We start from the raw sequence: 13,517 nt of genomic DNA on the forward strand, positions 1-13,517 counted from the left end.
GATGGCCGACAATATTTACAAGGACCTCAAACAGTTGGGCGGCGCGACCGTGGTGCCTCAAAGCCCCGATGAGGCCGAACTGGAGCGTGTGGAGAACCCGCAGGCCGATGTGGCCTATAACGTGCGGTTCACCGCGCCTGAGTTCACGTCGCTCTGCCCCATGACCGGCCAGCCGGACTTTGCGCATCTGGTGATCGATTATGTGCCGGGACAGTGGTTGGTCGAGAGCAAATCGCTGAAGCTTTACCTCACAAGCTTCCGTAATCATGGCGCTTTTCATGAGGATTGCACGGTGAGCATCGCCCGGCGCCTGGTGGAGTTCCTAGAGCCACAATGGCTACGCATCGGCGGCTACTGGTACCCGCGCGGGGGCATTCCGATTGATGTGTTCTGGCAGACAGGCGAGATGCCTCAAGGCGTCTGGATCCCGGATCAGGGCGTGCCGGGATATCGCGGACGCGGGTGAGGGACACACGCCATCCCCGACTTGATCGGGGATCTCTGGGTCAAGAGGTCTTCGGGTCAAGCCCGGGGATGAGGGGCAGAGATGTTCGCGCGAAATCAAGGGCCGCAGGCCCGCCGCGCGATCGATCCTTCATTGAGGCGCCATTGGTTCGAGCCCAATGGACGACACCGCCCCAACGGGCTGGCGATCGGCTCACGTCAGCGCGTTGATCAAGAGGCTGGCGGATTGGGCGGAGATAAATTGCTTTGAACCGGAGACAGATCGCCATCCCGCGGTCTGGCCATTGCGCGGCTTTCCGAGCACGTCTACTCGGGGTTCTGTGCCGCTTTAGACATCAAAGCTGACAAAGGCGCGCTTTTCCTGACGATTTCCAAGAAAGCCAAAAGAATGAAACCATCAATTTACCCAATTGAGGCAAACTACCCAGGCCGGCTCTTCATCATGCCCAAACCCTCTGGCGAGTGGTTGCAAGAAGACATTCATCACTACAAATCCATGGGTGTCGACTTGGTCATTTCCATGCTCGAACATGAAGAAATTGAAGAGTTATCGCTTCAAAACGAAAGGCGGCTATGTGCTGAAATGCTAATTCAATTTCTCAATCTTCCAATTCCGGACAGAGGGTTGCCGAACAAGGTGGACTTCATCGAATTTACGAAGAGTATCAGGCCGTACTTGTTGCAAAACAAAGGTGTCGCGGTTCATTGCCGTGCTGGTATTGGAAGATCAGGAATGCTTGTGTGCACGTTGCTAGCCAGTTTTGTCGGATCGGTTAGCACGACAATTGACATTGTCAGCCATGCGCGCGGTGTGTCTGTGCCTGACACAGATGCGCAGCTTAAATTCATTGAGACCGTAGTGCAGGAGCTTTACGGCTGATTTGGTCTTAAACCAAAGTCACTGGCGGCTTCCGTCGCATCCCCAGGGCCGCATTAAACGCAATGGCCGCCAGCAAGATCGCGCCGCCGATGGCCGTGGCAACAGAGATGGTCTCGCCAAGAAACATCCAGACCCAGAGCGGGCCCAGCACCACTTCGGCCAGAGAGAGGAGAGTCAGCTCGGCGGCAGGCACGTGCTTGGACCCGATGGTATAGAGCACCAACCCGGCGCCCACCTGAAACAGCCCCATGCAGAGCGCGATGCCGCCGTCGCGGGGTGTCAGCACCATTGGCAAGCCAAGCACCACGCAGATCACGCCCATCACCACAATCGCCATCAGGCCCGAGACAAACACCGCCGGGAGCATCTCGCCTTTCCGGCCCCATCGCAGGGCTATGGTGAAGACCGCAAAGCCAAGCGCGGAAAAGAGCGCCGCCAGGTTGCCTGAAAGCGATGAGACCCCAGAACTGTCGCTGACCATGACGCCGATGCCGCCGCAGGCCGCCAGAATCGCGATCCATGTATGCGCGCGCACGCGTTCGCCAAGGATGATCCATGCGAGCACTGCGGTCATGAAGGGCGCGCTGGCAAAGAGCAGCATGGCATCGGCCACCGACGTATTCTGAATGGCATAAATCCCGCCCGCATAAGCCGCGACCAGAGACGCGCCGCCGATCATCGTGGGCCATCCGCCCTTGCGCGCCAGAGTGAGAGGGTTCTGGCCCGTGCGCAGGCGGATCACGATGTAAAGTAGCGCTGTCAGGCCAAAGGAACGGTAGAACAGGATTTGCCAGACAAGCGCATCCTCGATAAGCCGGATGCCAAGACCAACTGTCGACCACAAGACCCCTGCCAGGATCACCAGCAGGTATCCTTGAACGCGGGTCTCTGGCAGAGGCTGGGCCGGGGCCGTTTCTGTCACGACAGGTTTTCTTCTTCAGGAATTTGCGTGGGATGCGGGGAGGCCGGAGCAAACACGGTTTCGGCCACCACGGGTGTGTCATCGGTGTGCCGTGTGGCGCGCAATTCACGAAACCCAAGGTACAACCCGCCGCTGACAATCAGCGCCATGCCGATCAATGTGTTGATCCCCGGCACTTCGCTGAACACGAAATACCCAAGCGCTGTGGCCAACGGCAGATAGGTATAGTCGAACGGCGCCACGAGACTGGCGTTGGCCACCTGATAGGCGCGGCTAAGGAAAATATAGCCGCACATGCCGGCGGCGCCGAGCAGGGCCAAAAGCGGCCATTGGCTCAGCCCGGCCTCGGGATAGGTCAGATGCAGATGCGGATAGTCAAGTGTGGCAGAGACCAAATGATTGACCAGCCAGCCCATAGGCAAAATCAAAACGCCGGACCAGCCGAGCGTATGCAGTCCGACGGTCAAAGAGCTTTCCTGCTCGCCAATTGTGCGCACAAGGATCTGGCTGGCCGAATAGGTAACAGCACAGGCGAGCGGCAGCAGGGCAATAAGGGAAAACCTATCACCGGTGGGGTTGACGGCAATGACCACGCCCACAAACCCCACTGCCAACGCGCCGATGCGGTGGGGACCGATGGTTTCCTTAAGCCAGAACGCGGCCATGAGGGCTGTGATCAATGGGGCGGAGAAGAAGATCGTGGTGACCTCCGCCAATCCCATGAAGGGAAAGGCGGTGTAGAAAAGTGAAAACCCTGTCGCAAAGAGCGCCCCGCGCATGAAGTGAATATGCGTGAAGGGGGTGCGCAGTTTGTGGGGACCGCCCAGAAACAGAATGAGCGGGACCAAAACCACAATGGACACCATCGACCGGATGAAAAGCAGCATCCAGATCGGATAGCTCAGCAAAAGTGATTTCATCATCGCGTCCTGCACAACGAAAAACAGCATGCCTATCTCGATGCACAGGATACCTTGCAGTGCGCGCGAGGGTGCAGGCACAGTTGTATTTGTCGACGAAGAGGGCTCTTGCGTCGTCATGGCGTTCCTTGGTTTCATTGAACGGCGGAAATGCCACCGCTAGGGGCAAGCGTGCCGTGCCAAAATGGGCGCGTCTCGCTTGTTTGCGACCTCGTGTCGGGAATGGAACAGATGGGGCGGTGAGGCGTCGTCCCTTTCTCTAGTAAATTCAGAGGCTTCCGAGCGAGATAGATAATCTGAGTTGCGTGCAGGCGGCCCCCATGCTCATGTCAGCCCAAAGACGTTTGAAAGACACCCCTCATGCCGACCTCACGCCCTTTCTGGCTCGCCGCCGCCCCTGTGGTGTTTCTGATGCTGTGGTCGGGTGGGTATCCAGTCGCAAAAGTGGGGTTGCAATACACACAGCCGATGACGCTTCTGACCTTGCGCTTTGGGATGGTTGTGGCGCTGATGACGCTGCTCTTCATCATTTTGCGCCCCCCGTTGCCCAAGACACGCGCCGAATGGGGGCATCTGGCATTTGTCGGGTTTCTCATTCAGGCGGTTTACTTTGGGCTAAGCTATTTTGCCTTCGCCTCGGGCGTAGCAGCAGGCACGGTGGCGCTTTTCATGTCGCTGCAGCCGGTTCTGGTGGCGATGATCGTGCCGCGCTGGGCAGGCGAACATGTAGGGCGCAACCAGTGGCTTGGGCTGATCCTTGGGCTGGTGGGCGCTGTGGTGGTGATCTCGGCGCGCTCTGCCATAGAGGCACCGTCCCTCTTTGGCGTGACCTGTGCGCTTCTGGGGCTGGCAGGCATCACCGCAGGCTCGCTTTGGGAGAAACGTTTTGGGCTGAGCCACCATCCGGTGACGGCCAATTTGGTGGGGTACATCGCGGGGTTGGTTGGCGTGGCACCTCTGATGCTCTTGCAAGAGGACATCTCGATTGACTGGACCTGGGAGTTCACCGGCGCGATTGGCTATCTGGTGGTGGGCAATTCGCTCATCGCTGTGGGGCTGCTTTTGGCCATGATCCGGGCGGGTGATGTGGCGCGGGTCTCGGCGCTTTTGTACCTCGTGCCGCCTTTGGCCGCGCTCTTGGCTTGGGGGATGTTGGGAGAGGTGATGCCGCCGCTGGCCTGGGCTGGCATGGGTTTGGCGGCGCTGGGCGTGTTTTTGGCGACACGGAAGGTGGGTTGAAAACCCACCCTACAGTGTTAGCCCTTAGTGCAGTGGATGTGGTTAGACGTAGGCTGAGGACGACGCGGATTTGAAGATGTAGGCTGGGGTTTCACCCCGGCACATGTCCGGCTGGCGGGGTGAAACCCCGCCCTACGGCATCACCCTCTGTTCATCCGGTTCTCGATCAGGTCATCCACCACCGCCGGTTCGGCCAGCGTGGAGGTGTCACCCAACGAACCATAATCATTCTCGGCGATCTTGCGCAGGATGCGGCGCATGATCTTGCCGGATCGGGTCTTGGGTAAGCCCGGAGCCCATTGGATGAGGTCTGGCGAGGCAATCGGGCCAATCTCTGTGCGTACCCAGTTGCGCAGCTCGGTCTTCAGCTCATCGGTATATTCCTCACCGCCCATCAGCGTGACGTAGCAATAGATGCCTTGCCCCTTGATGTCATGCGGGTAACCCACGACGGCCGCCTCTGAGACCTTGGAATGCGCGACCAGAGCACTTTCCACTTCGGCCGTGCCCATCCGGTGGCCTGAGACGTTGATCACGTCGTCCACACGGCCCGTGATCCAGTAATAGCCGTCTTCGTCTCTGCGGCATCCGTCACCGGTGAAGTAATAGCCTTTGTAATCCGCAAAATAGGTTTTCATGAACCGCTCATGATCGCCCCAGACGGTGCGCATTTGCCCCGGCCAGCTGTCTTTCATGCAGAGCACGCCCTCGACACCATTGCCCTCGATGATCTCGCCCGTTGTGGGCTCCAACACTACCGGCTCAATCCCAAAGAAGGGACCGCAGCACGAGCCGGGCTTGGCCGCCGTCGCGCCGGGCAGGGGCGTCATCAGGTGACCGCCGGTTTCGGTCTGCCACCAGGTGTCCACGATGGGACAGCGCCCGCCGCCCACGACATCGTTGTACCAATTCCAGGCCTCGGGATTGATCGGCTCGCCCACGGTGCCGAGGATCCGCACCGAGCTGAGGTCGCATTTGGTTACGTAGTCATTGCCTTGCCCCATCAGCGCACGGATGGCCGTGGGGGCGGTGTAGAACTGGTTCACTTTGTGCTTTTCGCAGACCTGCCAGAAGCGGCTGGCATCCGGGTAGGTCGGCACGCCCTCAAACATCAGCGTGGTCGCGCCATTGGCCAGCGGGCCGTAGACGATATAGCTGTGGCCCGTGACCCAGCCCACATCAGCCGTACACCAATAAATGTCGCCCTCGTGGTAATCAAAGACCAGCTCATGGGTCATCGCGGCATAAACGAGATACCCACCGGTGGTGTGCACCACGCCTTTGGGCATCCCAGTGGACCCGGAGGTGTAGAGGATAAAAAGCGGGTCTTCGGCGTTCATCTCTTCGGGCGGGCAGTCTACGTCGACCTTCTCGGCCTCCTCATGCAGCCAGTAGTCCAGACCATCGCGCCATGCGATCTGATCGCCGGTGCGCTTCACAACAAGGCATTTCACCTCGTCAAAGTCATTCAAGAGCGCCTGATTGACATTGTCTTTTAGCTTGGTTGCCTTGCCGCCGCGCGGGGCGGTATCCGCGGTGATGACCACCTTTGCGTCACAGCCATTGACGCGCGCGCCCAGAGCATCGGGCGAGAACCCGGCGAAGACGATGGAATGAATGGCTCCTATCCGCGCACAGGCCAGCATGGCATAGGCGGCCTCCGGGATCATCGGCAGATAGAGCACCACCCGGTCGCCTTTGCCCACGCCCATGGATTTGAGCACATTGGCCATCTTGCAGGTTTGCGCATAAAGCTCTTTGTAGGAGATATGCTGCGCGGGCTCGTTTGGATCATCGGGTTCCCAGATGATCGCCGTTTGGTCGCCACGCGTGGTCAGGTGCCGGTCAATACAGTTGGCGGATACATTGAGCGTGCCATCCTCATACCATTTGATCGAGACATTGCCGAAGCTGTAGTCGACATCCTTCACCTTGGTGTAGGGCTTGATCCAGTCAATCCGCTTGCCATGCTCGCCCCAGAACGCGGCAGGGTCCTTGATCGAGGCGGCATACATTTCTTCATATTTGGCAGCGTCAATATGGGCTTTGGCCGCAAAATCAGCTGCGGGCGCGTAGGTGGTGTCAGACATGGCAGTCCCTCACAGTCGTATTTTAAATTCTTTGTTGCCTGCCCCTCCGTCAGGGAGAGAAATTGGGGGGCAGACCAAGGGCCTTAGATGGCCAAGTATTCAGCGCGCAGCTCTTCGTTTTCCAGCACTTCGTTGGCGGTGCCGTCAAAGACGATGCCCCCGGTGTCCAGAATGATGGCGCGGTCGGCGAGTTCCAGGGCGCGGACAGCATTTTGTTCCACTAGAACCGTCGTGATGCCTTGTTCCTTGATCACACGCAGCGTTTTTTCGATCTCGTCCACGATCACAGGAGCGAGACCTTCATAGGGTTCGTCCAGAAGCAGCACCTTGATGTCGCGCGCAAGTGCACGTGCCACGGCCAGCATCTGCTGTTCGCCGCCTGAGAGAGTCACACCCTCTTGTTTGCGGCGTTCTTCCAGACGCGGGAACAGCTCGTAAATGCGATCCAGTGACCAGCCAACCGGCGGCGCGATTTGCGCCAGCTGCAGGTTTTCCTCAACCGTCAGGCCGGGAATGATGCAACGATCTTCTGGCACAAGCCCTATCCCCGCCGCGGACGCCTGATGCGACGACATCTTGTGCAGGGGCTGGTGATCCAGCCAGATTTCGCCATGGTTCAACTGAGGATTATCCATCCGGGCAATTGAGCGCAGCGTGGTGGTTTTACCGGCCCCATTGCGGCCCAGAAGCGCCAGGATCTCGCCTTCGTGCACATTAAAGGAAATGTCCTGCACAATATAGCTTTCGCCGTAGTAGGATTGCATCCCCCAGACCGACAAAAAGGCGGGTGCGGTTTCGGCGTAGTTCTTGCCTTTGGAAAAGTCAGGTTTGACGTTCATTGTCTTTCTCCCGCTTTACGCCGCTTCGCCGAGATACGCTTCGCGTACCTTGGGATGGCCTTTGATTTTGTCTGGCGTGTCTTCAACAAGGGGGGTGCCCTGCGCCAGTACCGTGATCCGCTCGGCCAAGGAAAACACGACGTGCATGTCGTGTTCGATGATCGCGATGGTGATGTCGCGCTCGTCCTTGATCTGCTTAAGCAGGTCGATGGTGTTGTTGGTGTCGGCCCGCGCCATACCGGCGGTTGGCTCGTCCAGAAGCAAAAGCCGCGGTTCTTGCGCCAGACACATGCCGATCTCAAGTCGCCGTTTGTTACCACGTGACATGGCCGCCGCATGATCATGGCGCGCGTCAGCCAAGCCTAGGCTTTCCAGCATATCCTCCGCCTGGTCCACGATTTCTTTTTCATTCATCGTGCTTTCCAGCGCATGCATCCGAAACGCTCCGTCGCGTTTGGCGAAGATCGGGATCATCATGTTTTCGATCACCGACAAATCTCCAAAGATTTCCGGTGTTTGGAACACACGGCTGATGCCCATCTGGTTGATCTGATAGGGCTTGCGGCCCAGCACAGATTGCCCGTCAAACATCACCGAACCCGTGTCCGGAATGAGCTTGCCGATGAGGCAGTTGAGCAGCGTGGATTTGCCCGCCCCGTTGGGGCCGATGATGGCATGCACGCTGTGCTCTGCCACGCTCAGGTTCACATCGCCCAGGGCCTGCAGGCCGCCGAAGCGTTTGTTGACGTTCTTGACTTCAAGAATACCCATCACTTTGGCTCCTTATTCTGCAGGGGTGGATTGTGTGGCTTCTTCGCCGTCGCCCTTGGCCTTTTTTCGACCAAAGAGCCGGGCGATGCGTTGGCCACCTTCGACAAGACCGCCGGGCAGGAAGATCACCACGGCCATGAAGATAAGGCCAAGGGTCAGGTGCCAGCCTTTGCCGACGAAAGGATAGATGATCGTCACCAGGAAATCCTCGATCCCATCAGGCAGAATGGCAAACCATTCATGCAGGATGTCTTTGTTGATCTTGCTGAGAATGTTTTCCATGTACTTGATCGCACCAGCGCCAAGAACCGGGCCGATCAGTGTGCCGACGCCGCCCAGGATGGTCATCAGAACCACCTCGCCGGAAGCCGTCCAGAACATCCGCTCAGGACCCGCTTGCGTGTCCATCGCCACCAGAAGGCCACCCGCCAGACCAGCATACATGCCGGAGATGACAAAGGCCGCCAAAGTGTAGGGCCGCGCGTTGAGACCGGTGTAATACATGCGTGTCTGGTTCGACTTCACCGCCCGCAGCATGGTGCCGAAAGGCGAGCGGAAGATGCGGATCGCTAGGTAAAAGCTGATCAGCATAAAGAATGCAGCGATGTAGTAGCCCGAATTAAAGGTAAAGAGCCAATCGCCCACGCCCAGTTCAAAGCTGGTGCGCATGTCCATACCAAAGAGGTTGGCGCGCCCAATCTCGCCCGGTTCCAGATTGGACAGCATCGGACGGTCGGTGGATTTGATCTGCAGCCCGGTTTCACCGCCGGTGATCGGCGTCAGAACCGAATAGGCCAGGGCATAGGACATCTGCGCAAAGGCCAGCGTCAGGATCGAGAAGTAAATGCCTGAACGCCGAAGTGAGATGTAGCCCACTGCGAGTGCAAAGATACCTGCAAAGATCACACCCATGATGATCGCGGGGATCACGTTGAGGGTGACAAGCTTCATCATCCAGATCGCAGCGTAAGAGCCGACACCGAGGAAGGCGGCGTGACCGAAGCTGAGATAGCCGGTGAGGCCGAAGAGGATATTGAACCCGATGGCAAAGATGCCGAATATCACAAAGCGCTGCATCAGGTCAGGGTAGCCTGCGTTGAAGGTTTCTCCCAAAGCGCTTTCAGCAGGGAAAGGGTTGAGGATGAAGGGGGCCAACATTGTCAGCACCACAACAATCATCAAAAGGCGAAAATCTTTCTTTTCGAGACCCAGCATGGCTTAGTCCTCCATCACGCCCTTGCGGCCCATAAGGCCCCGAGGACGGGTCAACAGAATGATGATCGCCACCAGGAAGATGATGATCTGATTGAGGCCGGGCAGCACTTCGAGCACTTCACCCATCGAGGCAAAGGCTTCGAGCACTCCCAGGAGGAAACCCGCGAGCACGGCACCGGGCAAAGAGCCCATGCCGCCGACAACCACCACAACGAAGCTGAGGACCAGGAAGTCCATGCCCATGTGATAGTTGGGTGAGTTGATCGGCGTGTACATCACACCGGCCAGCCCTGCGACAGCTGCCGCGAGACCGAACATAAGTGTGAAGCGGCGGTCGATGTTGATGCCCAGAAGCTGCACGGTTTCGCGGTCGGCCATGCCGGCGCGGACTACCATGCCAAAGGTGGTGAATTGCAGGAACGCAAAGACGCCGCCGATGAGCAATGCGCCAAAGGCAAAGTAGATGATCCGCCAGTACGGGTAGATGATTACATTGGGGTCGAACCCGAGCATTGCACCAAAGTCGAATGATCCGCTGAAAGCCGCAGGGGCAGGGGTTGGGATCGGGTTGGCGCCATAGAACGCTTTGATGATCTCTTGCAGAACAATCGCCAGACCAAAGGTGACAAGGATCTGGTCGGCGTGGGGGCGTTTGTAGAAATGCTTGATCAGGCCGCGTTCCATCACGATGCCGACAAGCACCATAATGGGGATAGAAAACAGAATAGCCAGTGGGACAGCCCAGTCGATGATTGCGGCTCCGGTTTCGGCCCCGAACCAGTCGTTCATGTAGGGGACCTGAACTTGCGCAGGATTGCCGAGGAAGTCGGTTTTGGTCTCGTCAATCACGGTGCGCGACAGTTTGAGCAGCTGGCTCAGTGTCACAGCGCAGAACGCGCCAATCATGAAAAGCGCACCATGCGCGAAGTTCACCACACCAAGCGTGCCGAAAATCAGCGTCAGTCCGAGCGCGATCAGCGCATAGGCTGACCCTTTGCTCAGCCCGTCAAGAGTTTGCAGTATCGTCGCTTCGACACCAAAGAGCATCACGACGACGGCGAAAAACGCCACGATAGCGCCCAAGACGCTTGCGGTCGTAGTGATATTGCTACGAGAGTTGTCCATAGTCCCACCTATTGAGTTCTGTACGGAGCCAGTCACGCCTGGGTCAGATCACACTGTCCGGCATGTGGGGAGGCAGGGGCGGAAGCCGCCCTTGCCAATCTTTTCTGGTACGCTTATGCGCCTGGGTTACAGGAGCCCAAGGAAGCCTCGGCACCGCCCATTTGCGGGTGATCAGGGGCGTAAGTCACCTGATCGACCGGAGTCACCTCAACGATTTCGAGAAGGTCGAATTCGCTGTCTGGGTTCTCCTTGCCCTTCACAACCAGAACATCCTTGAAGCACTGGTGGTCTTCGGCGCGATAGAGCGTCGGACCATTGCCCATGCCGTCGAACTCGAAGCCTTCGAGAGCTTCAACAACCGCACATGGGTTGAAGGAGCCAGCACGTTCCACAGCATCCGCATAAAGCAGAGCCTGAACATATGTGGTGTGTGCAGCCTGTGACGGCGGGAAGCCATACTTGGTGCCGAAGGACTTAACGAACGCTTTGGAGCCTTCGTCCTGCAGCGACCAGTGCCAGTTTGTCGAACCAAAGATGCCTTTGACGTTGGCACCCGCACCTTTCGCCATCAGGCGAGAGTAAAGTGGAACGATGATCTGGAAGTCTTTGCCGTTCACCTGCTTGTCACGCAGACCGAACTGAACCGCGTTGGTCAGCGAGTTCACCATGTTGCCGCCGTAGTGGTTCAAAACCAGCGTGTCGGCACCCGACTGCAGAACCGGTGCAATGTAGGACGAGAAGTCAGTTTGTGTCAGCGGTGTTTTCACAGCTGCAACCGTTTCCCAGCCCATAGCCTCAGTCGAAGCTTTCACAGCTTCTTCTGTGGTGTAGCCCCAGTTGTAGTCAGCGGTCAGGTGATAGGCCTTACGGTCCGTACCATATGCGTTTGCAAGCACCGGTGCGAGAGCGGCACCTGACATGTAGGAGTTAAAGAAGTGGCGGAAGCCATTGGCTTTGCGGTCTTTACCCGTTGTGTCGTTGGAGTGCGTAAGGCCCGCCATAAAGATAACGCCGGCCTCTTGGCAGAGCGCCTGAACGGCAACAGCCACACCGGAGCTTGAACCGCCGGTGATCATGATGGCGCCGTCTTTTTCGATCATCGACTTGGCCGAGGCACGTGCCGCATCCGCTTTGGTTTGCGTGTCGCCTGTGACGTATTCCACTTTCTTGCCCAGAATGCCGTTGCCTTGCAGGGCTTTGGACGAGAAGGTGTTCATCATGCCGCCGTCGCCGCCGCCATTGAGATGCTCAACCGCCAGCTCATAAGCGCGCAGTTCGTCTGCACCCTCATCAGCATAAGGGCCGGTTTGAGGCACGTTGAAGCCCAGTGTCACGGAGCCGCCAGTGGGTTCGTTGGTGAAGGCCGCTGCGGATTGTGCCGTGAAAATCGTCGGCAGAGCAACGCCTGCACCGGCAACAGCGCCGGTCTTCAGAAGCCCACGACGTGTGAGATCAGTTTTTGACATTTAGATCCTCCCTAGTGTCAAACGGCGAAGAAGGCCGAGTAGAAGACGATCTTCTCCACCGTCTCTTCGCCACGCACTGAAGTGCAAAGGCATTATCGCAGGTCGAAAGAAAATCAGGCAACAAGGGCCTTCAGCGAAACAATAATTTTGTAAATAAATTGCACAAACGGAAGGGAAATATTGTAAATTTCTTTCTCTGACGCTAGGGAAAGTAAAGGTTTTGAGGGATAAAGCGAAATGCTGGACCGCAGCATGGTGGGCACGCGCATCCGGCAAAGACGGGTGATGACCGGTTTGAAACAGGCCGAGTTGGCCGAACGCGCCGGGATTTCGGCGTCCTATCTCAATCTCATTGAACACAACCGCCGACGAATCGGTGGGCGCACATTGCTCCAGATCGCTCAGGTGCTTGAGGTCGAACCGTCCCTTTTATCCGAAGGCGCCGGGGCGCAGCTTTTGGCAACACTCAAGGAGGCCGCTGCCGGGCGATCAGACGCGGCGCTGGACGCAAGAGCAGAGGCCAATCCGGAGCTCGACCGGATTGAAGAATTCGCCGGGCGTTTTCCTGGATGGGCGGCGCTTTTGGCGAGTTTGACTCAACGCTGCGAGGATATGGAACAGACGATCACCGTTTTGACCGAACGACTGGCGCATGACCCACAGCTTGCCGAAGCGCTGCATGAGGTCATCTCGACCGCCACCTCCATTCGCGCCACCGCTGCCATTCTGGCCGAGACACGTGAACTGGAACCCGAGTGGCAAATGCGCTTTCATCGTAACATCAACGAAGATGGCTCGCGGCTGGCCGAGGGCGCTGAAGCGCTGATGCACTATCTGGAAGCTGCGCCAGACACGAGCGCGGATATTCGGTCACCACAGGATGAGCTGCACGCGTTTCTTGAGAGCCATGGGTTTCATTTTTCACAGCTCGAAGGCTGGGGCGCGGCACCGCGGGTTGATGCAATTGTCGAAAACAGTGCCGAACTTCGAACAGGTCCGGCACAAGAGCTCGCCCGTGCTGTTCTGCGCCAATATGTAGAGGACGCCCGCGCGTTGCCATTGGATGACATGCGTCGCTACTTGGATCGGAATGCGCCGAAGCCAGATGTCATCGCCGCCCAAAGCCAGCAGCCTCTGGGCCGTGTTTTCCGTCGTCTTGCGAATTTACCCGAGGACATGGTCGACCCGGTTGGTCTCATCACGATTGATGGGGCGGGGGCAATATTGCTCAGAAAGCCCGTTTTGGGGTTTTCCGTGCCGCGCAACGGTGCAGCCTGCACGCTTTGGCCGATTTATGATTGCCTGGCCCAGCCCGGCAGGCCGCAGCGTCAGATTCTGCGCCAAGGCGATGTGCGCCTTGAGGCGTTGGCTGTGGCGGAAGAATTTGTGCCCGCACGTTTCGATCGCGGCCCTTTGATACGAGCACATATGTTGCTTGTGCCGGTGGAACCTGGCCACGCAACAGCTGCGGCACGCGACGTTGGCGTGACCTGCCAAATTTGTTCGATGGGAGAGTGTCAGGCGCGGCGCGAACCATCGATTTTATCGTCAGGGCTGTAACGCACATCAGGTGAAGTGGTTTTGA

12 protein-coding genes are annotated in these 13,517 nt (G+C 57.9%); 4 read left to right on the plus strand and 8 right to left on the minus strand.

Going from position 1 to position 13,517, the window contains the following annotated elements; all coding sequences use genetic code 11:
* Position 1 precedes the first annotated feature (1 nt).
* Both queF and RZ517_RS07590 read left to right on the plus strand, forming a co-directional pair.
* Complete coding sequence (queF, locus tag RZ517_RS07585) at positions 2 to 466, plus strand: preQ(1) synthase (RefSeq protein WP_338550848.1); 465 nt, start codon at positions 2 to 4, stop codon at positions 464 to 466.
* 387 nt (positions 467 to 853) lie between these two features.
* The gene (locus RZ517_RS07590; protein WP_338550849.1) at positions 854 to 1,345 is read left to right on the plus strand and encodes a protein-tyrosine phosphatase family protein; all 492 of its coding nucleotides are present in this window, start codon (positions 854 to 856) and stop codon (positions 1,343 to 1,345) included.
* Between the two features lie 7 nt (positions 1,346 to 1,352).
* On the opposite strand, the gene RZ517_RS07595 is transcribed toward RZ517_RS07590, so the two are convergent.
* Positions 1,353 to 2,267, minus strand: coding sequence for a DMT family transporter (locus RZ517_RS07595; RefSeq protein WP_338550850.1), 915 nt, complete (start codon positions 2,265 to 2,267; stop codon positions 1,353 to 1,355).
* Complete coding sequence (locus RZ517_RS07600; RefSeq protein WP_338550851.1) at positions 2,264 to 3,217, minus strand: DMT family transporter; 954 nt, start codon at positions 3,215 to 3,217, stop codon at positions 2,264 to 2,266. The genes RZ517_RS07595 and RZ517_RS07600 overlap by 4 nt, the downstream gene beginning before the upstream one ends.
* A 330-nt stretch (positions 3,218 to 3,547) precedes the next feature.
* Between RZ517_RS07600 and RZ517_RS07605 the strand changes: the two genes are divergently transcribed.
* Positions 3,548 to 4,426, plus strand: a complete 879-nt coding sequence (locus RZ517_RS07605; protein ID WP_338550852.1) for a DMT family transporter — start codon at positions 3,548 to 3,550, stop codon at positions 4,424 to 4,426.
* A 140-nt stretch (positions 4,427 to 4,566) separates the two neighbouring features.
* Here RZ517_RS07605 and acs read toward each other — a convergent pair whose 3' ends face one another.
* From acs to RZ517_RS07635, 6 genes are all read right to left on the minus strand, one after another.
* On the minus strand, positions 4,567 to 6,516 hold the full coding sequence (gene acs / locus RZ517_RS07610; RefSeq protein ID WP_338550853.1) for an acetate--CoA ligase: 1,950 nt from the start codon (positions 6,514 to 6,516) through the stop codon (positions 4,567 to 4,569).
* Between the two features lie 83 nt (positions 6,517 to 6,599).
* Positions 6,600 to 7,355, minus strand: coding sequence for an ABC transporter ATP-binding protein (locus RZ517_RS07615; protein WP_338550854.1), 756 nt, complete (start codon positions 7,353 to 7,355; stop codon positions 6,600 to 6,602).
* 15 nt (positions 7,356 to 7,370) lie between these two features.
* Positions 7,371 to 8,126: an ABC transporter ATP-binding protein gene (locus tag RZ517_RS07620; protein ID WP_338550855.1), complete on the minus strand. Its 756-nt coding sequence runs from the start codon at positions 8,124 to 8,126 to the stop codon at positions 7,371 to 7,373.
* A gap of 12 nt (positions 8,127 to 8,138) precedes the next feature.
* Positions 8,139 to 9,341: a branched-chain amino acid ABC transporter permease gene (locus tag RZ517_RS07625; RefSeq protein WP_338550856.1), complete on the minus strand. Its 1,203-nt coding sequence runs from the start codon at positions 9,339 to 9,341 to the stop codon at positions 8,139 to 8,141.
* 3 nt (positions 9,342 to 9,344) lie between these two features.
* The gene (locus RZ517_RS07630; protein ID WP_338551125.1) at positions 9,345 to 10,388 is read right to left on the minus strand and encodes a branched-chain amino acid ABC transporter permease; all 1,044 of its coding nucleotides are present in this window, start codon (positions 10,386 to 10,388) and stop codon (positions 9,345 to 9,347) included.
* A 191-nt stretch (positions 10,389 to 10,579) separates the two neighbouring features.
* Positions 10,580 to 11,932 (minus strand): substrate-binding protein, encoded by a 1,353-nt coding sequence (locus RZ517_RS07635; protein WP_338550857.1) that lies wholly within the window; start codon positions 11,930 to 11,932, stop codon positions 10,580 to 10,582.
* A 237-nt stretch (positions 11,933 to 12,169) separates the two neighbouring features.
* On the opposite strand from RZ517_RS07635, the gene RZ517_RS07640 reads away from it, so the two are divergent.
* Entirely contained in the window at positions 12,170 to 13,492 is a 1,323-nt protein-coding gene (locus RZ517_RS07640; RefSeq protein ID WP_338550858.1) for a helix-turn-helix domain-containing protein, read from the plus strand.
* The last annotated feature ends 25 nt before the right edge of the window (positions 13,493 to 13,517 follow it).

The organism is Roseovarius sp. S88 (assembly GCF_037023735.1).
GTDB lineage: Bacteria > Pseudomonadota > Alphaproteobacteria > Rhodobacterales > Rhodobacteraceae > Roseovarius > Roseovarius phycicola.